Below are 22,201 nucleotides of genomic sequence, written 5' to 3'. Positions count from 1 at the left end.
TTCAACGGGCTGAAACCCGCCGGGGATCGCGGAGACGCTGCTGGAGGTGGCCGGCGTGCTCGATCCCAACGGCCGCCGAACAGCGGATTTGCCTTGGCTGCATCCCGTGTTGGATTCACCCAGAACCGGGAAGGTGACGGCGTGGCGGTTTCGCGGCGGGAAGTGTTGCGCTGGACGGGAGCGGCGGCTGCGGCGGTCCTCGGCGATGGGGCAGTCGCGAACGCACGCCCCCCGCGCTGGGCTCGGCTGCGCGCTCACCTGGACGGTGAGCTGCTGCTGCCCGGTGACGACGGTTACAACACCGCGCGGCTGCCGTTCAACTCGCTGTTCGACCACCACCGGCCGGCCGCGATCGCCCGGTGCGTGCGTCCGCAGGACGTGCAGCACTGCCTGGAGGAAGCACGCCGATCCGGTGTCCGGGTGGCCGCCCGCGGCGGTGGGCACAGCTATGCCGCCTACTCCACCCCGCACAACGGCCTGGTGGTCGACCTCGCGCCGATGGCCGGGGTCGAGGTGCGGCCCGACGGCACCGCGGTGGTGGGCGCGGGAGCTCGCCTCGGCCAGGTCTACTCGGCGCTCACGGCCGCCGGCCGGTGCCTGCCACTGGGCAACTGCCAGTCCGTCGGCATCGCGGGGTTCACCCTCGGCGGTGGCCTCGGCTGGACGCAGCGCACCTACGGCCTCGTGTGCGACAGACTGCGTGCCGCCACGACGGTCACGGTGGACAGCCGGGTGGTCACCGCGTCGGAGGACCGCGAATCCGACCTGTTCTGGGCGTTGCGCGGCGGTGGCGGCGGCAACTTCGGGGTCGTCACCTCGTTCGAGTTCGCCACCGCGCCGATGCCGGAGGTGCTGACCGTGTTCCGCGTCCGGTTCCCTGCCGGGTCGGCGGCGGACGTGCTCGGCGGCTGGCAGCCTTGGAGCGTGGTGCTGCCCGAGGAGGTCTCCACCTCTTGCGTGGTCATGCCGAATGGCGCGGTGGACGTGTCCGGCTGCGGGATCGGGCGCGAGGGTGTGGTGCTCGCGGAGCTCGCCCGTCTGCTCGACGCGGTCGGCGTCAACGCGCCGGTCGAGCACGGCGAGGTCGACTACCCGACCGCGACGGCGATCATGACCGGTGGTCAGCCGACCCGCAACGCGTTCCGTGCGTCGTCGCGGATCGTGGACAGGTGGCACGCCCCTTCGGCGGTGGCGGACGCGGTGCGCGGCATGGACAGCGCGCTGCTCGTCCTGGGTGCGCTCGGCGGGGCGATCGACCGGCGGACGCCGACGGACACGGCTTATCCGCACCGCGGCGCACCGACGTCCGTCGAAGCCTTCGGCTCCGTCGGCAGCCTGCCGCCCGACCAGGTCACGCGTGAGGTGGACCAGGCGCAGAAGGCGTTGGCTGACCTGATCGGCACCGGCACGTACATCAACTACCTCGACCCGTTGCAGGAGGACTGGGCGCAGACGTCGTACCGGCACAACCTGCGCCGGCTGCGTGCCGTGGCCCGCCGCTACGACCCGGACCACGTGCTGCGATTCCCCCAGTCGGTGCGCTGAGCCCAGGTCAGCTTCGACACCGGCGAACTGCTCCCGGTCATGTGGTGTGCCTACAGCGAGTAGCTGTTCTCGATGCTGCGTTCACCGGATCGTGTTCTGGTGTGCGGCGCGTACTAGGAGTGAGGTAGTGATCACTCAGCAGTGAAGGAGTCCTGTGATGGACACAGCCGCGTTCGAGGCCCTGAAGTTCCAGGGTGACCCCTTGGCCGATGCGGTGATCGCCGACCTGGTCGCCACGAACCGCGTCGGCGTGGTCAACGAGGTGCTGGAGCACTTCCGCGCCAATGACCAGCCCATCCCCGAGCAGCTGCCCGAGCAGGTGCGGGAGTTCCTCATCGCGACGGACAACCCGCCGGAGTGGGTGGAGGCCGACCGGGTGGCGCGGGCCTATGACTTCTTCGTCGACGACGGCGTGCACGTCGCCTCCGTGCTGACGTTCGGCGCGATGGTCAACTGCTACGCCCACGCCCGCGCGTCCCGGGCGCTCACCCTGACCCACGGCCTGAACCAGCCCCACCGGCGGCTGTCGGAGACCTCCCAGTTCGTCATGGACATGATGGGCCGTGACGCGTTCGGCTCTGGCGGGTCGTTCGTGCCCACCATCCAGAAGACGCGTCTCATCCACGCCGCCGTGCGCCACTTCCTCACCGCTTCTGGCCGCTGGGACGTCGCCGCCGACGGCGTTCCGGTGTGCCAGCAGGACATGGTCGGCGCCTTGCTCATCTTCTCCGTCCAGGTGATCGAGGGCATGCGCCGCATGGGCATCTCCGTCACCGAGCAGGAGGCGCAGGACTACTACTACGTGTGGCGTGCCGCGGGCGCCATGCTCGGGATTCCCGCCGAGGCCGTGCCGGAGTCCATCGAGGACGCCCGCGAGCTGAGCGCCACACTGGTCGAGTCCGTCTACGGGCCGTCGCCGGAGGGCGTGGTGCTCACCCGGCACCTGCTCGACCTCTACGAGAAGCTGTTCCCCGGAAAGATCTTCGACGGCATCGTCGCCGCCATGATCCGCCAGGTCGTCAACCCCGAGGTCGCCGACTGGATGGAGGTGCCGAAGTCCCGCGGCTGGGCCGGTGTCGTGCGCGCGGGTACCCGCCTGGTGCGGGCGCTGGAGCGCGCCGAGGACAACAGCGCCCTGGCCACCACCATCCTCGACCGCGCCGGCGCCATCCTCCTCGGAGGTAGCGTCCGCAACCTCACCAACGGCCAGTCCACCACCCTCACCATCCCCGCGGACCTGCGTGAGCGGTGGGAAGCCGATGGCCGGTCGCCTGTGCCCACCGCGGCGGACCGGGCATGACAAGGCGCTGACCGGTAGACCCGCTACGTCGTGCGCGGGTTCGGTCGGTACAGGCTCTGGCACTCCGGCAGGTCGGGCCGCACTCTCGCCGCCGGCTCATCGTGGAGGATTGCGGTCATGGCTCATCCGGACGAGTTGGCGGCGCTGGACCTGTACTCGGTCTGGTCAACGGCGCGGGACTTGGAAGAGGTGTTCGACCCGTTCTCCTTCGAGCAGCGGATGGCCGCCTACCGGATGATGATCGACAACACCAACGCGGGCGGCCGGTTCGGCGCCGACAACCGGCACAACCCGTTGTGGGGGTTGATGTTCCAGCACCAATGGCAGTTCCGCACGGATCGGCTCGGCGTCGGCACCCGGCAGAACGGGCGGATCGACCCGGACTCGCCGTGGGGTTATGGCAACTACACGCTGAGCGTCATCCCGTGGCTGGGCGCCGCAGCCGCCGGAGTGGTGCCGGACCTGCCGGTCGCCGACCCGCCGGCCCGCTCCCGGTTCCGGTACGTGACAGGCCGAACCGTCCCGGAAGAGCTCGCCCCGGCGGTGCAGGACTGGCACGCCTACTTCTCCCTCGTGAGCCGGGGTGACCTGACCGACCCCGAACCGGCACGCCTGGCCCTGTGGAAGGCGCACAAGACATCCCTGGACGTGGTGGTCGACGTGCTCGCCGGCGTCGACACCGCTCCCTGGCCCGACCTGGAGATCAGCTTCCTGCGCGGCTGGTGCCGGATGGTCGACTACCTGTGGGCAGCAGCCTGGCCCACCGACTTCACCTTCATGACCGCCCACGGCCTCGACGTGCTGCCCGAATCCCTGCTCGCCACCCCCGAGGACGTGGATGCGTTGCCGCCCAAGACGCGCGGCAACGTCGTGAACATCCTCAGTCTCGCGACCACCTCGAAGTGGCGCTACAACCTCAACCTGCTGTTGTGGAGGCGAGTCATGCGCACCCGCGAAGCCCGTGACCGGGTGCTGCCCCTGCTCGACGCGGTGTTCAACCCCAAGCCGGGCAACGTCGCCGAGCGCCGCGCGATGCTCGGTTACCTGCTGCGCCCCTGACCGCCGCACCAGCACGCCGGAGTCGGCGGGTGTCGGCCGTCGAAGCGCGGGTACAGGCGGGACTGAGCCCTCGCCGGATCGGATTCCGGCCTGTGCCGCTCGACAAGTCGTCACGGTAGCGTGCCAGCGCATCTCCCCCTCAGGCTGCCGCCAAGCTTGACGATCAAGCCAATGGCATAGGTGGTCAACCGGTGCGTAACCGCAGTGGTGGGCAGGTCGGCCGCGGCCCTCGAGAACGGGTGTCCTCAAGGGCCGCGGTTCCTGGAGGGAAGAGATCAGCCGAAGTCGACGTCACTGCACAGGAAGTACTTCTGGTCCATGTGCGAGGCCTTCCAGATCGTGACGACGACGTGGCGCCCGGTGTAGCCGGAGGTGTTCACCTCGGTCCTGTAGTCGAGCTGGCCCGGATACCTGCCGGTCTGCTTGACGAAGTCGAGGTTGTTCCAGCTGATCGTCGACGTGGCCGGGTCGAAGCCCTGCTTGGTGACGTAGATCTTCAGGTAGTCGGCGCCGTGCCGGGCCACGTCCTGGACGTGGACGGTGAACGTGCTGTCGACCTTGGTCATCCGCCACGGTCCCGGGTTGTCCATCGGGCCGTACCGGCCCATCTCCGCGCGACCGACGCTGCAGATCTGGCCGTTGGGAACGACGCGCTCGAGGTCCTCGCCCAGGTTGTTGGCGTACAGGGCGTTCCAGTTGTACATCGCGTCCGGGCTCTGGTGCCACGCGATGTGGCACATGGGGTCTTGCTCCTGCATGCCCGGAGCGTCGGGGCCGGACCAGCGGGTGGCGCAGCCGTAGTTGCGGGTCGGCGGGTCGATGACCGTGCCGTGTGCCGAGGCGCGGGTCGGCTGGAAGGTCATGAGCGAGGCGACGACGGACAGCAGCACGGCGATGTGCAGGGCTGTCCGGCGTCGGGGCGCCGAAAGGGTGACGTGCATGGGTCAGTCCTCCGTGTAGTCGATGTGTGCTGTTCCCACCGGGGCGTGTGCTGTGGCGATCACCTCCCTTGGCGTGTGCCGGTCTGCGGGCGGGCGAGCAGCTCGGACAGCGCCCACCGGCCGGGGCCCAGAACCGCGAGGAGCAGGAACGCCCAGCTGAACAGCGCGGCCGGCTCGCCGCCGTTCTCGATCGGGAACAGGCCGTGGGGCTGGTGCGCGGTGAAGTAGGCGTAGGCCATGGAGCCGGAGCACACGACCGCGGCGGCGCGGGTGACCAGCCCGAGCAGCACCAGTGCGCCGCCCACGAGCTGGATGACCGCGGCCCACCAGCTCGGCCAGTGCGCGAAGCCGGGTGTCCGGCCTCCGTGCGGTCCACCCAGCACGCCGAAGAGAGTGGCCGCGCCGTGACAGGCGAAGAGCAGCCCCACGACGAACCTGAACAGACTCAGTGCCAGCTGCCGGTGGTCGGCCGTCAGTTCCACGGTGGTTCCCTTCTGCGGTGAGCGCCGTCGCGGGAAGGTGCGAACGGCTGGTGAGCAGGCGGCAGGGCCGCCCACGGTGGCGTCGTGCACGGTTGTCCGTGACGACGCCACCGCTCTTGCGGAGCGGGGTCGCAGGCCGCCACCGACGACCCCGCTCACCCCTGCGCGGTTCGGGCCCGGCAGGGTGTCCTCGTTGCTTCAGGCAGGTGTGCCGGACTGCAACCACGAGCTGGCTCGCGTGCGATCACCACGAACCGGTAGGCCCTCACGCCAGCGGGTCGCACGTGCCACCTCGTCGTGGTCTATTTCCGTGCGCCGATCAAAGGTTCGGACGGTTGTGGTTGAGCCGCGGACATGAGCACCAGGCACGCGGTGATCAGGACGAGGTTCTTGACCACGAACTCGCCTTCGGTGGTGAGCAGCAACGGGTTGCCCGCCTGGAACGCCGCCTGCGGCTGGACGACCAGCACCAGGAACGTGCCGAGCAGGTGGGCCAGCGCCACTCCCGCGACCCACCGCAGCCGGCGGCCGAGCCACAGGGCCGCGCCGAGCACGATCTCCGCCGATCCCAGTGCGACCAGCAGCAGGTCGCGGTCCAGCCAGGGCACGGTGCGGGCGACCAGGTCGGCGACTGGTGTCACGTCGGCGACCTTGAGCGCGCCGAACCACACGAACACCAGGCCGAGCGAGCCGCGCAGCAGCGTCACCGCGCGGGTGATCACGGCGCACCGCAGGTGCTGGTGTCGGCGGGGTCGACGCGCCATTGTCCCTCGCGGGAGCGCAACCGGTGCTCGCCGGTGCGCTGGCCGCGCCGCCAGGAGACCCGGACGACGTCGGGCCCGTCGGCGACGACGCCAAGCACCTCGTGGGGAACTCCGAGCTCGCAGTGCGCGAGCCGGTCGACGAACACGTCACGGGGATCGCGCTGCTGTGCTTCGGCGGTCCACATGTCCCAGGCCTTGGCCGGGTCGCCGCCCGAGAGCAAGCCGAGGTAGGTGGTGGCGACCCCGCGCAGCAGCGCGACGTCCTGCGCCGTCATCGCGTGGTGCTGATGGTGGTGTGAGTGGTCGGGTCCGCCGGGCGCGCATCCGGCAGCGGCCGCGACGGTCAGGGCAAGGCAGACAAGGGTTCTCATGTGGATCCTCCCGGGGTGGCCGGGCAGCGGCCCCGCACCGTTGCGGGACCGCTCCCCCGCCTGGCGTCAGTTGCCCAGGCGCTTGGTGCCGTACTGGGAGATCCAGTCGTTGCCGCCGACGTTCATGTCCGCCAGCACCTCGACGGAGTCACGCGTCGCCTCCAGGCTCATGGAGCCCTGGTCGGAGCCGGCCAGCTCGTAGGTCCACGTCTGCCCGACCGGGATGGTGCGGTCGGCCAGCGGCACGTCGTGGAAACCGAACCGGATGATGTAGTGCGACTCGCCGTTGCCGCGGGGAACCTCGACGTAGTCCTGCTGCGGGTGTCCGTACTGGATGGACGCCCGGTAGTGGTGGTCGACGGAGCCCGAGGGAGCGCGGAACTTCAGCACCAGGCAGTCGGTGTGCACGGGCGCGTTGCCGGTGTTGGTGAAGATCAGCTTGCGGCTGCCGTAGGAGGTGCCGCCTTCGAGCTGCACCTTGACCGACAGGCCGACGTTGCTCGTGAAGGCGGTGTTGAGCGACTCGTCCAGGACCGGGTTGCGGCCCGGTACGGCGTAGTCCGTGCCGCGGCGGCACCGCTCCAGGGGTGAGCCGTCCACGGAGGAGGGACCATCCGGGTACTGCTGACCGTGGGCCGCCGGTCCTGCGCTCACGGGGGACGTGACGGCGACGGCGTTCGCGCTCGCGGACAGCGAGGACACGATGAACGCCGCGGACAACGCGAGGCCGGCGGCCCCGGTTGCGGATAACGCCGTCTTGGCCGACTTCTTCATGGGTGTGCCTCCGTCAGAATCGGAAGGAAACACCCGGGGGAAATGTGTCCCGCCGGGGCCGAAACACCGTGGCGGCGGCTTCTTCAGGTTAGTGAAACGATCTTTTTGCTGTCAACATCGAATATGAGACTGCCCGATCAGTCCACTGTCGATGTTCTTTTCTGAGCTTTACGAGGGAAGCGTTGTTCCAGGCACGCTCACTCGGCGATCCTCCAATCAGGGACGGATCGCTTGTCGAGTGTGCGGAACAGGGCGGTGGCCACCGGACTGGTGTGCCGGCGACCACCGTGCGGACCGTCAGGTGGTGAGAGTCCATTTCTGGCTGTTCCAGGTGCCGCAGTCCCAGAGGTGCAGGCGGGCGCCGTTGGCCGTGCTCTGGCCCTCGACGTCGAGGCAGCGACCGGACTTGAGGTTCTTCAGCGTGCCGCCTGACTGGAAGGCCCACTTCTGGCTGTCCCAGGTGCCGCAGTCCCACAGGTGGGCCTTGGTGCCGTTGGCGGTGGCGCCGCCTTCGACGTCCAGGCACTTGCCGCCGGACTTCAGCTGCTGCCCCTCGATCACCCAGGCCATGGTGAGCGTGTCAGCGCAGGTCCACTGCTGGATGGCGGTGCCGTTCGCGGTGCCTCCGCCCGCGCGGTCGATGCACTGGGCGGTCGCTCCGTTGACGATCCTGCCGCCGGTGGCCGGATCCGGGCCCGGGTTGTTGCCGCCGGGGCCCCAGGCGTTCCAGTTGTCCCAGGTCTCGGCGTCGAAGCCGATCCGGCCGAGCTTGTCCGCGGCCCAGTTGGAGCCGGCCTTGTCGATGACGGTGCCGCCGACGGTGTAGTTCTCCAGCTTCAGGCCGCGGCTGTCACGCGCCTCGTTGCCCAGGGTGACCTTCTGCCCGCTGCTGTTGCTGTACCGCTTGAGCAGGCTGACCTGGGAGGAGGGGTCCAGCTGGCTCCAGGCGCCGATCTTGAGGTTCTTGATGTGGATGTTCTCGGTGCTCGACAGGGCGAAGACGCGGATCGCGCAGTTGGTCATGCCTTCGACGGTGATGTTCTCGAAGGTCATGTTCTTCACCGACGTGCCGGGGTCAGCCGTGGTGGTCGAGCCCATGTTCTCCCAGTGCGAGGACGAGTTGAGGATGCAGGTGTTGTACTTGACGTCCTTCCAGTACATCCGGTTGTGGATGACGTGGGTGTTGCTGACCCGGACGTTGTCGATGTTGCGCGGAGTCCATCCCCACTGGATGACGGGGCCGTTCTCGTTCTTCCAGATGACGGTGTTATCGATGGTGACGTCGCTGTGGTACATCTTCAGCACGTCGTCGTTGGCGTTGAAGAACGTGTTCTTCATGGTGCTGCCGCGGTAGAGCTCGATGCCGTCGGTCTGCCAGTACCAGGAGCCGACCTGCTTGTAGTTCTCGACCCGCATGCTGAAGGTCTGCTCGTCCCCGTACACGACGAACGAGTGGTAGGGCGGCTCGTTGATGGTCACGCCCTGCAGGTCCAGGTGTTGCTGCCGCCCCTGCGCCGAGGCGAACTGCAGCATCTTCACGCAGGTGGAGTGGCAGTTGGACGCACCCGAGAGGTGGTCGTAGTTGTTGGCGGTGTCGGCCTCGTAGACGTACTGCTCACCGGAGAGCACGCCGTAGCCGGTCACCTTGTACAGGCCCTGGCTGTCGTCGGGGAAGCGGATGGCGCCCTTCACGTAGGCCCCTGGCGCCAGGTAGACCCACTTGACCTGCTTGGGCAGCAGCGCGTGGTACTTCGAGGTCATGTAGTAGGTACCGGGCCGGAAGTACACGATCTCCTCGCTGATCGTGTTCAGGTTGGTGACCTGCCCCTGCGGCGGGTAGTAGGTGCTCCCCGAGGCCGCGGTGGGGATCAGCCGGTCCCGCTCCGCCCCGGCGGGTGCCGGCTCGGCGAAGATCATCATGGAGTTGCGGGGCTCGGTGTGGATGGCGCGGTTGCCGCCACCGGACTCGGTGGTGAGCTTGCCGGCGTCGGTGGCCGGCCCCGACATGTCGTTGTACGCGGTGTACAGCTGCGGATCGAACTCGACGGAGAAGCGGTGACCCGCCGTGCTGTAGGGGACCTTGATGCGCACGGTGTCGCTGTCGACGAGCTGCTTGGCGAAGTCCAGGCTGCTCGGCTTGATCTTGACCTGGTCGGCTGAGGAGATGGTCTGGCCCGTACGCAGGGAGACGTCGACCCACACGTCGGTGGCGTACTGGAAGGACGACCAGCTCATCGTCAGGTTCGCCGCCGAGGAGAACTCGGCGCCGTCTTCCTTGGTGTAGCCGATCTTGCCCTTCCCGCTGCGCGCGATGCTCATGTACGGGAACGAGTCGTACTTGGTCGCGGGCGCCACGGCGGTGGCGACCTGGACGTCGTAGAACGACGAGCGCCTGACCTTGTCACCGGCCACCGGGCTGCTGGTGTTGAACTCGTGGTTGTCGTGCCACCACGTCTTGAGCTGCTCGCTGTCGGCGGTGGAGACGGCGGCGGCCTGGGCCGGGGGCGTCCCCGTGCTCGCCCCGGTCGGCGCGACGACGCCGATCAGGGCGAGCACCAGACCGGCGGCAAATGCCACCGGTCGGCTCATTCTTGCTGCGGGCATGGCGAATTCCTCTTCTCATCGTTGGGAAGGGGCACGTCATTCCGGATTCACCGGTGACGCAGAAGCGCAGACGTCACAGAACAAGAAGTCCGGAGGTTTCAGGCGCAGTGCGCGCGAAGCGCTTCCTTTTCAGGCTAGTGGTCCCGCGTTTTCCTTGTCAATAAAAGAATTCACGCCGGACATGACTCGTCGTCCTTCAGGGAATGAGCGCAGGAAAACGTGCGCGGACCACGGCTCCATGGCGACCCGGCCATTGATGACGGATGGTTCTGCGATGTTGGACAGCACCAGGTCGGCGGCGGACCATTCGTCGTTCAGGGTGGCGGTTTGCGGTGTGCCGCTGAGGTTGGCCACGACGAGCAGGCGGTCGTCGTGGAGGGAACGTTCATAGGCGTAGAGGTGGGGCTCGTCGGCCAGGAGCATCCGGAAGTCGCCCAGGGCCACGACCGGGAGCGAGTGGCGCAGCTCGATGAGCCGGCGGTAGTGGTGGAAGACGGAGTCAGGGTCGTCGTACTGGGCTCGGGCGTTGAGCCAGGTGTGGTTGGGGTTGACCGTGATCCACGGTTCACCGGTGGTGAACCCGGCCTGGGCAGTCGGGTCCCACTGCATGGGGGTGCGGGCGTTGTCGCGCCCCATCGCGCGCAGGCCGCGCAACACCGATTCCGGTTCGCCGCCTGCGGCGACGGTCTCGGCGTAGTGGTTGAGCGACTCGACATCGCGCATCTCGTGCACGCCGGCGAACGGCGCGTTGGTCATGCCCAGCTCTTCGCCCTGGTAGATGAACGGCGTGCCGCGGTGCAGGTGCAGCACGGTCGCGAGCGCGGTGGCCGATTCGCGCCAGTACCTGTCGTCGTCGCCGAAGCGGGACACCACGCGGGGCTGGTCGTGGTTGTTCCAGTACAGGCTGTTCCAGCCGACCTCGCCCAGCGCGGTCTGCCAGCGGCCCAGCGAGGCTTTGAGGTCGCGCAGGTCCAGCGGCTTGGGGTCGAACTTCCCACCGGGGCCGTGGTCGAGGGAGACGTGCTCGAACTGGAACACCATGTCGAGCTCGCGCCGTCGCTGGTCGGTGAACAGCCGGGCGTCCTTCCAGGTGACGCCGGGCATCTCCCCCACGGTCAGCAGCTGGTTCGTCCGGCCCTCGAAGACCTCGCGGTGCATCTCCTGGAGGAACTCGTGTATGCGCGGTCCCGTGCCGTAGTGGGGGAATCCGTCCCCGCGTCCGCTGGTGCCGGTGGTGGCACCGTCGGGCAGGGCGGGGTCCTTGGAGATCAGGTTGATGACGTCCATTCGGAAGCCGTCCACGCCCCGGTCCAGCCACCAGCGCATCATCTCGTACACGGCCTGGCGGACTTCGGGGTTCTCCCAGTTGAGGTCGGGCTGCTTGGGGGCGAACAGGTGCAGGTAGTACTCGCCGGTGGTCTCGTCGAGGGTCCACGTGGGCCCGGAGAAGAACGACTCCCAGTTGGTGGGTTCGGCTCCCGGCTGCCCGGCTTCGAAACCCTCACGCGGCGGACGCCACCAGTACCAGTCACGTTTCGGGTTGTCCTGGGAAGAGCGGGACTCCACGAACCAGGGATGCTCGTCGGAGGTGTGGTTGACCACCAGGTCCATCACCAGCTTCATGTCCCGCGCGTGCACTTCGGCGAGCAGGCGGTCGAAGTCCTCCAGCGTGCCGAACGCCGGGTCGATCGCCTGGTAGTCGGAGATGTCGTAGCCGTTGTCGGCGTGCGGCGAGGCGTACACCGGGGACAGCCAGACCACGTCGACGCCGAGCCGGTGCAGGTGGTCGAGCCGGGTGATCAGGCCGGGCAGATCGCCGATGCCGTCGCCGTTGGAGTCGGCGAAGCTGCGCGGGTAGACCTGGTAGACCACGGCCGAGGTCCACCACGGTGCGGTGGCCAGGGTGGGGATGACCGTCTGGTCGAGAGTCATGGACGTCCTTCGTGGGGTGTTCATTTGACCGCGCCGAGGTTCACTCCGCGCATGAGCGTGCGTTGGAAGAGCAGGAAGAACACCAGCGCGGGCAGGATGCCCGCCAGTGACGCGGCGGCCAGGGCGGTGGGGTCGCTGGTGTACTGGCCGCTGAGCGCGCCGAGCGCGACCGACACGGTCTGGTTGTCCGCGGAGGGCAGCAGCACCAGGGGCAGGAAGAAGTCGTTCCAGGTCCAGATGAAGAAGAACGTCATCAGCACCGCCATCGTCGGCCTGGTCAGCGGCAGCACCACGAGCCGGAGCACCTGCAGGCGGGTGGCGCCGTCGAGCCGGGCTGCTTCGAGCACCTCGGGCGGGAAGGTGCCCAGCACCGAGGACAGCATGTAGGTGCCGAACGCGCTCTGCAGCACGGCCAGGATGATGACGACGCCGGCCATCGTGTCGTAGAGCCCGAGGTCGCGGGTGAGCACGAACAGCGGGTAGACCAGGGCTTCCTGCGGGATGGTGAACGCGAGCATGAACAGCGCGAGGATCCACACCCGGCCGCGGATGCGGCCGATGCCGATGGCGAACGCGGACAGCAGGCTCAGCGTCACCGCGATCAGGGCCACGCTGCCGCTGATCACGACGCTGTTGAGCAGCTTGCGGTTGAAGTCCACACCGCCCCAGAAGTCGACCAGGGCGGAGAAGTCCAGTTCGGTGGGCAGCGAGACCGGCCCGTTGGCGATGTAGTCGGGTGCGGGTTTGAACGCGTTGATGATCGCGATCCAGAACGGGAACAGCATCAGCAGGCCGATCCCGGCGACCAGGGCGAGCACCACCCAGCCGCTGACGCCGCGCTTGCGGCGCTTGACCCGGCGGCGCACCGGTGGCGCGGGCGGGATCGTCATGGTCACGGCGGCCGGCTTTTCCAGGCTATCGACGGCCATCTTCGAACCCTTCGGAGTTGCGGGTCTGGTAGCGCAACAGCGCGACCGCGACGACCGAGATCATCAGCGCCAGCACGGATGCCACCGCGGCGCCGTAGCCGACCTTGGTGGTGGTGAAGAAGTTGGAGAACGAGAAGTAGGCGGGCACGATCGTGCTGGTGCCGGGTCCACCGCGGGTGAGCACGTAGATCGGCGCGAACACCTTGAGCGCCGCCACCGAGGTGGTGATCAGCACGACCGCGATCTCCGGGCGCAGCTGGTTGAGCGTGATGGTGCGGAACTGCTGCAGCCAGGTCGCGCCGTCGAGCTCGGCGGCCTCGTACAGCGCGGGGTCGACGCGGGAGAGCCCGGCCATGAACACCACGACCGTGTAGCCGACCTGCAACCAGACCAGCACGTTCATCACGGCGTAGAGGGCGAGGCCGGAGTCGCCGAGCCAGTTGTGCGCCAGGCCGCCGAGGCCGAGGTCGCGCAGGGTGGTGTTGATGATCCCGTACTGCGGTTGGTACATCCACTTCCACAGCACGCCCGCGACCGCGATCGGCAGGATCTGCGGCAGGTAGTAGGTGGCGCGCAGGAAGCTCGCCACCTTCGTCCCGAACTTCGGTGAGATGTAGTTGAACAGCACCGCCGCGACCAGCACACCGATGGCGGTCGGGAGGATCGCCATGGCCACGATGAACGCCACGCTGTGCCGGAAAGACGCCCAGAACAGCGGGTCGCCCAGCAGCCGCTGGTAGTTCTCGAACCCGATGAACACCGGGTCGCCGACGCCTCGGAAGGAGGTGAGGCTGTACCAGAGGTTCATCCCGAACGGCACGGCGACGACGGCCAGGAACCCGGCCGCGCCCGGCAGGACGTACCACCAGTAGCCGCCCCGGCGTTCGGACGTTGCCTTGCGTGCCCAGCGGGGCGCGCTGATGTGCGTGGACATGGCGATCCTTTCGGCCCGGCCGGTTTCTAGGCGGCCGGCTTGCCGGCGTCGTAGGCGGCCTTGATCGCCTGGACCACCTGCTGCGGACTGGCGTCACCGCCGACGAGGTTGGTGGTGTTGGCGACCAGGACGTCGTTGAGCCCGGCCACGGGGAAGTCCGGGTACAGGGCCAGCCCGCCGTCGTCGCCGGAGAGCAGCTCGGTGAACCGGTCGCCGACGAGCAGACCCATCGCCGAGCTCGCCGCCCCCGGCTCGGCGGCGACCGGCACGCCACCCTTGTCGGCCAGCAGGTTCTGCACCTCGGGCCGCTGCGTGATCTGCAGGAAGTCGTAGGCGAGGTCCTTGTTCTTCGCCTTCGCGGGCACGACCCACAGGTTCCCCCCGGAGCCGGGGTGCAGCTTGTTGCCCGGGAACAGGAACTGGCCGGTCTTGAACTTGGGCTGCTCGGCGATCTGCCCGGCCCACCAGGTGCCGGAGACGAACATGGGGTACTGGCCTGCGATGAACGCGTTGCCCGCGTCCTGCGCGGGGATGCCGGTGGAGTCGGTGCTGATGTACTTCTTGTCCACCCACTGGCGCATGGTGGTGGCGGCCTTCTCCCAGGCCGACCAGTCGACCTCACCCTTGAACCGCTGGTAGGCAGCCAGGGACTGCTCGTTCATGTGCGAGAGCGCGAGCGAGTACAGCAGGTGCGGGCCGGGGTAGTCGGCCGAGCCGAGCGCGAGCGGCGTGACGCCCTTGTCGGCGAAGGTCTTCAGCGCCTTCTCGAACTCGGCCATGTTCGTCGGCACCTGCACGTCGTGCTGGGCGAACAGGTCCTGGTTGTACCAGACGCCGACGTACTCGCCGTAGTTCGTGATGCCGTAGCGCTTGCCCGAGCCCATCAACCCGTTGTCGTCGTAGAGGCCGACGTCCTGGGCGGAGTTGTCCAGCTTCCAGCCCCGGGTCTGGGAGACCTCGGTCAGGTCGGTGAGCAGGCCCGCCTTGGCCACGACGCCGGCAGTGGCGTTGCCCTTGAGGTACTCCAGCACGTCGGGGGTGTCGTTCGAGTCGAGGATGAGCTGCCCGGACTGCTGCATCTGCTCGTAGGTCTTGAGCTCCTGCTTGACGGTGACGCCGGGGTGCTCTTTCTCGAAGATCGAGACGGCCTGCTTCCAGGCCATCGACAGCGCGCTGTCGTCGGTCTCCCACCACCACACCTTGAGCGTGCTCGGGTCACCGGAGTCACCCCCGCTCGAACACCCGGTCATCACCAGCGCCAAGGCGGTGGCCACTGCGGTGACCAGCCTCAAGGGGTGCTTGCGCATCTCGATCCTCCAGAGTCGCGACGGCGGCGTCGCCTACCGGGGTTTTCTTTGTCGCAACATTAAGGGCGACCTGACTGTAACCCGTCAACCCGCAGCTAGTCACGTTTTTGTCACGCAGGAGGTCTTGTCAGGGAGTTTTGCGGCGATACTATTGCGGCTCGGTTACCCCCGACCCCCGACGAGGAGCGCACGGTGCTCGACGCCGCATCGCCCTGGGCACCCCTGTTGCCCTCCGCCCGCCGCGTGACGCTGGAGGTGCTGCTCCACGGCCCACTGGCCCGCTCGGAGCTGGCGGACCGGCTGGGCCTGTCGACGGCGAGCCTGACGCGGCTGACCAAGCCGTTGATGGACGTCGGCCTGCTGCGCGAGGTGGAGACACCGAACCTGCGCGGCGGCGGACGACCGCTGCAACCCCTCGACGTCGACCCGGACGTGCAGCGGTTCATCGGCATCAAGCTCGCGGGCTTCCGCGCCTACGGCGTGCTGACGAACCTGCGCGCGGACATCCTCGACAGCGCCGCCGTCGAGATCACCGACCACAGCCCGGAAGCGGTCGTGGCCAAGATCGCCGAACTGGTCGCCGCACTGGACGACCCGGCACGCCCGGTCACCGCGATCGGCATCGGCATCGGCGCCGTCGTCCGCGACTTCACCCACGTGCAGCGGGCGGTGTTCCTGCACTGGGGTGAGGTCGACCTCGGCGCGGCGGTCGCCGCGGCCACCGGCAGGCCGACCGTGGTGTCCAACGACCTGGACGCCCTGCTGGAGGCCGAACACTGGTTCGGCGACGGCAAGGACGTGCGGAGCTTCGCCGTGCTCACCATCGGCGCCGGTGTCGGTGGCGGGCTCGTGATCCACGACCACCTCGTCAGCGGCCCGGACTCCGGGCTGGGCCTGCTCGGGCACTTCCCCGTCGACCCGCTCGGCCCGTCCTGCCCGGAAGGGCACCGCGGCTGCGTGAAGGCCCTGCTCACCACGGACGCCATCCGGTCGCAGGCCGCCCTGACCCTGGGCCGGCCCGTCACCTACGACGAGGTCCTCGACCTCGCCGAAGCCGGCAACCCGGTCGCCGACCAGATCGTCGGCCGGGCCGCGCACGCCTTCGGCACGCTGATCGCGGCCGTCGCCAACATCGCCCAGCCCGAGCGGGTCATCCTCACCGGCGAGGGCATCCGCCTCGCCCAGGTCGCCGAGTCGCGCGTACGCGCGGGCATCGCCCAAGCCCGCCACGCCGAAGCCTCACCGATCGACCTGCGGTTCATCAACGACGACCCGACGCTCTGGGCCCGCGGCGCCGCCGCCGTGGCCATCCAGCGCACCGTGCTCGCCACCCCGTCCCAGCGAACCCCCTGACCGCGGCATCGGCAGCCGCGGCGGTCGTTTCCAAGGCTTGGTGGCCCCTCACATCATCCCACCGGCGTGCGATGCCCTCTGGCAGGTGAACCGGTCCGAAGCCGGCTTACCGCCCGTGGCGGCGCCGGTGTCTCCAGAAGGATTCCGGGACACGAAGGCATGGCCGGTCCGATGCCGTATTGGATTCGACGGTGGCGGTTGCTTGCATCAGATCGAGGTCCGATTCGGATGGAGGCGTGTTCGACGATGGTGAACGCGAAGCAGGACAACGCACATGATCGGCAGCACAACAGGAAGTTGTTGGTCAGCGTGTTCGATCCGCAGGAGGCGCGGGAGGCGGTGTTGGGCGGTGCGCGGATCGTGGACAGCGAGGATCCGCGCAGCGCGCTGGGCAACATCAAGCCGCAGGCCATCATGGACATCTCCGACGCGGTGCTGAACTACACGCGTGATCAGGAGGTGCAGCTGAGCACCAACATCGGCGAGGACCAGCTGCTGTTCCGGCGCACCGACAGCGGACACGCGGTGGAGAAGTCGCCGTACGAGATCGCGGGCAAGGCGTCCCAGGCGGCGCTGGGGGTGGCGGTGTCGATGGGCACCAGGGTGCACCCGTGCAACATCATCAAGGTGGGCCTGGACGGGATGCACCTGCCGGTCCTCAAGGACGTGCTGACCGAGGTGGTGCGCACGCTCAACCGCACCGAGCAGTTCAGCCACAGCCAGGTGATGTCGGTGCTGTTCGCACAGGACCTGGTGCTGTGGCGGGAACGCCGGGACAACCCGCTGGTGGTGCGCGAACTGGTGGCACTGCGGGAGTTCTCCCCCGTCACGGCGGACTCACCGGTCGAGGGCACGATCGACCTGCTGGACTACCACCAGTACCTGACCGGTCCCGACGGCGGGCCGCTGTTCCCGCAACGGCCCGACCTGGAGCAGCTGATCGAGGCCGGTGTGCTGCCGGAGTGGTCGGACACCACCAGGGTGAAGATCAACGAGCCGTTCCCGCACTCGGAGTTCGGCATCACCCCGGCCGAGCGGACCGACCGGGAAGCGATCAAGAACATGGTCGACGCGACCGCGGACGCCGGGGCCGACGGCATCATGCTCGACACCAGCATCCTGTTCAAGGTGGCCAGGGTCGGCCTGGTCGACACCACCGAGCCCACCGGGGCAGACTTTTCCTCCATTGTGGACTTCAACCGGTACGACGTCACCGGCACCGGGCCGGAGGCCTTGGTGCGCAAGGGCATCCTGCCGTTGGAGGACATCAGGTTCTTCGTCGACTACTGCCACTACCGCGGGGTCGAGGCCAACCTGGCCGGGTCGTTGCAGAGCCACCAGGCTCAGCAGCTGTGGCGACTGGTGCCCGAGATCGACCAGGTGTCCACGCGCGGCGGCGGGTCGGCGATCCTGCTCGACCCCTCCCAGCCGCCCGCCGAGGACGATCCGGTGGCCTCGCGACGCGACCAGGTGATGATGCGCCAACTCGTGCGCGGTCTGGTTCCCCCCGAGCAGGGCGGCTACGTGTGCCTGCCGGAGAAGATGCGGTCGGTCGACGGTGTGGACGAGGCCGTGGCCCGGCTGCGGCAGAACTTCCCCGACATCACGTCGGTGTTCTGGGCCGACCCCTACGGCCGGTTGACGCCGGTGCAGCCGCGGATCCCCGGAAGCGGCACCCTGACCGCGGTGCTGCGCCAGGCCGACCTCGGTGACGGCGAGCGTCCTGTCGAGGAGGTGGCGGCGCCGTGACCGGAACCACGACCCCCGCGTCGCTGCTGCGTGCCCAGGACGGCACCGCGGAGCCCGAGACCGAGACCGGGTATCCGGTGCCGGAGCGGCCGATCATGAAGTTCACCTGGCACACCGGCGCGTGGTTCGACGTGTTCGAGCTGCACACCGCGTTGATCAAGTCCGACCTGGCGCGCGCCCAGGCCGAGGGCCGCGTGGTGGTCTACCTCAGCTGCCCGATCAGCTCCCGCGGCGGCGGGTACTTCGCCACCAACGTCGACATCGCCAACCACACCGCCCGCAGGCTCACCGAGCAGTGGGGCGAACGGTTCTTCTTCCTCAACCCGGCCGCCTACCAGCTGGAGTCCCGCCAGGGCACAGGTCTGATCACCCGCCACATCGCGGCCCTGCAGGACAAGTACCCCGGCCTGACCCTTGAACAACTGCTGGCCCAGACCCATCCGACGGGCGGGGACTACATGCGCATGTGGTCCCGCGTGCTGATCGAGGACGACTACCTGGCCGACTCGTCCCGCAGGGACCTCAAGCTCGGCGGCGCGTTCGACGCCTACTACTTCCTCGGCCCCACCGACGCGCGGGAGTTCTTCTCGTTGCGCAGCGGCGGTGAATCGCTCACCGACCGGATGGAGGGCTACTTCGCCCGCCGCTACGCCACCGACCCGCAGTTCTACCTCGACTTCGCCACCGCCGACGACGGCACAGGCGGGCGCCGCCCGCTGGATCCGAGCCAGCCCCAGGACGCGGTGGTCTACGAGGCGCGGCGCCGGAGGTTCCTGGTCTACTACGGCACTCGGGTGAGCACCGCGTTCAGCCTGGGCGCCCACGACGAGTGGAACATCCACCACCGCCTCAACCAGGCCCGCCGCGGTGACCCCGCCTACGGTGTCGGTGAGGAGATGGCCGGGTTCTTCGACGGCCGCCCGTTCAGCCTCGCCGAGACCGAACAGCAGACCCTGCCCGGTTACGAGGTCCTCGACGCCACCGCGCGGGCGCGGGCGATGCTGGACGGCGCGACTGCGCCCGTGCTGGCGCGCGCCGAGGTGGCGTGGCCGTACGGCACGCTGCCGGAGTTGGTGCTGCCGCGCGAGCCGCTCGAGTCCACCGCTCAGGCGACACGGTGAGAACGCCGGCGCTCGTTCTCGGCGCGGTTGTGGTGCTGCTGTGCCCGGCCCCGGCCTCGGCCTTCGTCGGGGCTTCGGCAGGTCCGCTGCGGGCACCGGTGGTGGACGTGCACGACGTGCAGGGCGGCGGGCACCGGTCGCCGCTGACAGGACAGCGGGTGACCGTCAGGCGGGGCGTGGTCGTGGCCGGCGACGCCCGACGCGGGCTGTTCTGGCTGCACTCGCTCACCCCCGACGCCGATCCGGCCACCTCCGAGGCGGTCCAGGTCGCCGTTGACGCGCCCGTCCCGCGTGCCGGTGACCTGGTGCGGGTCTCCGGCGTCGTGCAGGAGCACCGCGACGGCGGCGACATCCCCGCCAACGCGAACCTGTCGGTGACCCGCATCGGCGGTCCGGCAGCGGTGGTCGTGGTGGGCCGTCACCCGGTGCCCGCACCCGTCCTGCTGGGCGGGTCCGGCCGGGTTCCCCCGCGGGAGGTGGTCAAGGACGACGTGGTCGGCGACGTCGAGCACAGCGCCGCGTTCGACCCCGACTCCCAGGGCTTGGACTTCTACGAGTCGCTGGAGGGCATGCCCGTGCGGGTGGACGAGCCGGTCGCGGTGTCCCCGGCACTGGAGTTCTCCGGTGGCAGGCGGGTCACCGTCGTGGCCGACGACGGCGTGGACGCCTCGATCCTGGCCGATCGAGGCGCGCTGCCCGTGCGGGAGCACGACCCCAACCCGGAACGGCTCGGCCTGGTCTCCGGGCCCGTGTCCGACGCCATCCCCGCGGGCATCGACGTCGGCGACCGGCTCTCCCGGGCCTGCGGTGTCCTGGACTACCGTTACGGCGCCTACGAGATCGTGGCCACGTGCTCTTCGACCCGCCACCCAGCGGGCCTGGCCCGGGAGACCGCGCGGCCCGCGGTGGCCGACGAGCTGACGATCGCGACGTTCAACGTCGAGAACCTTTCGGTGGTGTCGCCGCCCGAGAAGTTCGCCGAGCTCGCGCGCACCATCACGACCCACCTCGCCTCGCCCGCGGTGGTCGTCGTCGAGGAGGTCCAGGACGACGACGGGCCGGCCGACACCGGCGTCATTACCGCCGGGCGCACCTGGCAGAGCCTCGTGGACGCGATCACCGCCGCCGGCGGCCCGCGCTACGCCTTCCGGCAGATCGACCCGCTCGACCACGTCGACGGCGGCGTGCCGGGTGGCAACATCCGGGTCGGGTTCCTCTTCCGCACCGACCTCGGGCTGTCCTTCGTCGACCGCCCCGGCGGCACCGCGACCACACCGGTCCAGGTCGCGCCGGACGGCACGCTCACCGTCAGCCCCGGCCGCATCCAGCCCGAGCACCCCGCCTTCACCGACACCCGCAAGTCGCTGGCCGGGGAGTTCACCTTCCGCGGCACCCGCCTGATCATCGTGGCCAACCACCTGAGCTCCCAGCGCGGCGACGACCCCACCTTCGGCCGCTTCCAGCCGCCCCGCACACCCAGCCGCGTCCCACGCGGCAAGCAGACCGCCCTGCTGGGCGAGTTCGCCCGCCGACTGCTGGACGGCAACCCGAACGCACGACTGGTGCTCGCGGGCGACTTCAACGACACCGAGTTCTCGCCACCGCTACGGGCGCTGCAGGACCTCGGTCTGACCGACCTGCCCGCCACCCTGCCCGAAGCGGAGCGCTACACCTACATCCACCAGGGCAACGCCCAAGTCCTCGACCACGTCCTGCTCAGCCCGAGCCTGGTCGCGGGCGGCTACGACTACGACATCGTCCACGTCAACGCCGAGTTCGCCGACCAGGTCAGCGACCACGACCCCCAGTTGGTCCGGCTCACGTTCCCGTGACCACGAGTCCCCACCGGTTGCGCCCGAGAGACGCCTGCGTCCCAAAACTTCGGAGGACTGAACCGATGGCCGACGAACTCGTCCTGCCCACCACCGGCACCCGCGTGCCGCCACTGCCCCGCGCCGGCATGAACGCCGAGGTGGAAGCGGCCTACGAGCTGAGCATCGCCACCTGGGGCATCCCCAGCAACCTGTTCCGCACCATGGCCCACCACCCCGCGCTGGCCATCACCGAGGTCCCGTACGCCAACTCGGTCATCTTCGACGCCGGCGTGCTCACCGAGATCCCCAACCCCGACACCGCACAGGGCGGCACCGTGCGCTACCCGACCTCGGGCTTCCTCGACCGGGTCACCAAGGAACTGGTCATCAACGTCGTCAGCCTGCTCAACCGCAGCCGCTACTCCATGACCCACCACACCGTCATCGGCTACAACACCCTGTCCGAACTTCTCCCCCACCCCGACCCCGACATCCGCGCCGAGCAGGCCGAGGCAATGCTGCTGCACCTGGTCGACGACCACGGCAACCCCGCCTTCGACCGCCCCGGCGCTCCGCCCTACACCGACCTGCACCTGGCGTGCCTGCGACTGGCCGCCGCCACCCGGGCCGACCCCCACGCCATCACCGACGACCAGGTCCGCGACACCCACCGCGTCCTGCGCGACCACGCCCCCGCCGCCATCACCGCCCACGGCCTCGACCAGTACCCCGGCACCGGCACCCCCGCCTACCACAACGCCTACGCCACCGGCATGCTCGTCGAGCTGACCTGGCTCACCGTTCACTTCAGCGGCCTGCTCAACGTCTGGTTCACCGTTCTGCACACCTTTGACGAAGCCAGCGCCGCCGACGACGAAATCGACTTCATCACCGTTTACAACACCACCGTCCCCGCCGCCATCCGGCGCCGCAACAACGCCCTCCTCGGCGTCACGGGCTGGGGCGACCGGCCACTCAACGGAACCGGACCGGCGCCGGCGGTGTCCTCCGTCGAAGCGCTGACGCCGTGATCTTGAGGGCTGTCCGCACTGCCCGGTTCTGTCCCCGCTGCTCTCGGTGATGTCCGAGGCGGCCGTGGTGAAGCTTCACGATCGACGTGGTCAACAGCGGGCTGTGACAGCCATGACTCGCCTCTGCCGCGACGAGGAAGCCGCTGTGCGGTCCGGCGGAAGCTGCGATTTCTGCGCCAATCTGATCAACG

Annotated in this window: 18 protein-coding genes; 8 read left to right on the top strand and 10 right to left on the bottom strand. The window is 68.9% G+C overall.

Annotation, left to right across the window (positions count from 1 at the left end):
* The first annotated feature begins 141 nt into the window (after positions 1-141).
* From ACZ7CD_RS39200 to ACZ7CD_RS39190, 3 genes are all read left to right on the top strand, one after another.
* The gene (locus tag ACZ7CD_RS39200) at positions 142-1,545 is read left to right on the top strand and encodes an FAD-binding oxidoreductase (protein WP_470371923.1); all 1,404 of its coding nucleotides are present in this window, start codon (positions 142-144) and stop codon (positions 1,543-1,545) included.
* Between the two features lie 157 nt (positions 1,546-1,702).
* The gene (locus ACZ7CD_RS39195; RefSeq protein WP_470380955.1) at positions 1,703-2,845 is read left to right on the top strand and encodes an oxygenase MpaB family protein; all 1,143 of its coding nucleotides are present in this window, start codon (positions 1,703-1,705) and stop codon (positions 2,843-2,845) included.
* A 117-nt stretch (positions 2,846-2,962) separates the two neighbouring features.
* On the top strand, positions 2,963-3,904 hold the full coding sequence (locus tag ACZ7CD_RS39190; RefSeq protein WP_470380954.1) for a Leg1-related protein: 942 nt from the start codon (positions 2,963-2,965) through the stop codon (positions 3,902-3,904).
* Positions 3,905-4,179: 275 nt separating this feature from the next.
* Here ACZ7CD_RS39190 and ACZ7CD_RS39185 read toward each other — a convergent pair whose 3' ends face one another.
* The 10 genes from ACZ7CD_RS39185 to ACZ7CD_RS39140 form a co-directional block, all read right to left on the bottom strand.
* Positions 4,180-4,845: a lytic polysaccharide monooxygenase gene (locus ACZ7CD_RS39185; RefSeq protein WP_470380953.1), complete on the bottom strand. Its 666-nt coding sequence runs from the start codon at positions 4,843-4,845 to the stop codon at positions 4,180-4,182.
* 59 nt (positions 4,846-4,904) lie between these two features.
* Positions 4,905-5,327 carry a DoxX family protein gene (locus ACZ7CD_RS39180; RefSeq protein ID WP_470373849.1) on the bottom strand — a complete coding sequence of 141 codons (423 nt, stop codon included), beginning with the start codon at positions 5,325-5,327 and terminating at the stop codon, positions 4,905-4,907.
* 302 nt (positions 5,328-5,629) lie between these two features.
* Positions 5,630-6,049, bottom strand: coding sequence for a DoxX family membrane protein (locus ACZ7CD_RS39175; protein WP_470380952.1), 420 nt, complete (start codon positions 6,047-6,049; stop codon positions 5,630-5,632).
* On the bottom strand, positions 6,046-6,366 hold the full coding sequence (locus ACZ7CD_RS39170) for a hypothetical protein (protein ID WP_470380951.1): 321 nt from the start codon (positions 6,364-6,366) through the stop codon (positions 6,046-6,048). Before ACZ7CD_RS39170 ends, ACZ7CD_RS39175 begins: the two co-directional genes overlap by 4 nt.
* Positions 6,367-6,528: 162 nt before the next feature.
* A complete protein-coding gene (locus ACZ7CD_RS39165) occupies positions 6,529-7,236 on the bottom strand; it encodes a hypothetical protein (RefSeq protein WP_470380950.1) in 708 nt (235 codons plus the stop codon).
* A 297-nt stretch (positions 7,237-7,533) separates the two neighbouring features.
* Positions 7,534-9,840 carry a family 49 glycosyl hydrolase gene (locus ACZ7CD_RS39160; protein WP_470380949.1) on the bottom strand — a complete coding sequence of 769 codons (2,307 nt, stop codon included), beginning with the start codon at positions 9,838-9,840 and terminating at the stop codon, positions 7,534-7,536.
* Between the two features lie 129 nt (positions 9,841-9,969).
* Entirely contained in the window at positions 9,970-11,772 is a 1,803-nt protein-coding gene (locus tag ACZ7CD_RS39155; protein ID WP_470380948.1) for a glycoside hydrolase family 13 protein, read from the bottom strand.
* Positions 11,773-11,792: 20 nt separating this feature from the next.
* Positions 11,793-12,701: a carbohydrate ABC transporter permease gene (locus tag ACZ7CD_RS39150; protein ID WP_360401955.1), complete on the bottom strand. Its 909-nt coding sequence runs from the start codon at positions 12,699-12,701 to the stop codon at positions 11,793-11,795.
* Positions 12,688-13,635 carry a carbohydrate ABC transporter permease gene (locus ACZ7CD_RS39145; protein WP_470380947.1) on the bottom strand — a complete coding sequence of 316 codons (948 nt, stop codon included), beginning with the start codon at positions 13,633-13,635 and terminating at the stop codon, positions 12,688-12,690. Before ACZ7CD_RS39145 ends, ACZ7CD_RS39150 begins: the two co-directional genes overlap by 14 nt.
* Before the next feature lie 26 nt (positions 13,636-13,661).
* Entirely contained in the window at positions 13,662-14,942 is a 1,281-nt protein-coding gene (locus ACZ7CD_RS39140; protein ID WP_470380946.1) for an ABC transporter substrate-binding protein, read from the bottom strand.
* A 192-nt stretch (positions 14,943-15,134) separates the two neighbouring features.
* On the opposite strand from ACZ7CD_RS39140, the gene ACZ7CD_RS39135 reads away from it, so the two are divergent.
* From ACZ7CD_RS39135 to ACZ7CD_RS39115, 5 genes are all read left to right on the top strand, one after another.
* The gene (locus tag ACZ7CD_RS39135; protein WP_360401946.1) at positions 15,135-16,295 is read left to right on the top strand and encodes an ROK family transcriptional regulator; all 1,161 of its coding nucleotides are present in this window, start codon (positions 15,135-15,137) and stop codon (positions 16,293-16,295) included.
* A gap of 309 nt (positions 16,296-16,604) precedes the next feature.
* Positions 16,605-18,044: a (5-formylfuran-3-yl)methyl phosphate synthase gene (locus ACZ7CD_RS39130; RefSeq protein WP_470380945.1), complete on the top strand. Its 1,440-nt coding sequence runs from the start codon at positions 16,605-16,607 to the stop codon at positions 18,042-18,044.
* Positions 18,041-19,165: a hypothetical protein gene (locus ACZ7CD_RS39125; protein ID WP_470380944.1), complete on the top strand. Its 1,125-nt coding sequence runs from the start codon at positions 18,041-18,043 to the stop codon at positions 19,163-19,165. The genes ACZ7CD_RS39130 and ACZ7CD_RS39125 overlap by 4 nt, the downstream gene beginning before the upstream one ends.
* Positions 19,162-20,997, top strand: a complete 1,836-nt coding sequence (locus ACZ7CD_RS39120; protein WP_470380943.1) for an endonuclease/exonuclease/phosphatase family protein — start codon at positions 19,162-19,164, stop codon at positions 20,995-20,997. Before ACZ7CD_RS39125 ends, ACZ7CD_RS39120 begins: the two co-directional genes overlap by 4 nt.
* Positions 20,998-21,062: 65 nt before the next feature.
* Complete coding sequence (locus ACZ7CD_RS39115) at positions 21,063-22,010, top strand: carboxymuconolactone decarboxylase family protein (RefSeq protein ID WP_470380942.1); 948 nt, start codon at positions 21,063-21,065, stop codon at positions 22,008-22,010.
* The last annotated feature ends 191 nt before the right edge of the window (positions 22,011-22,201 follow it).

The sequence above is a fragment of the Lentzea sp. NPDC036949 genome (assembly GCF_055608075.1).
Note: the sequence above shows the minus strand (reverse complement) of the source record. Positions and strands in the feature narration are given on the sequence as shown.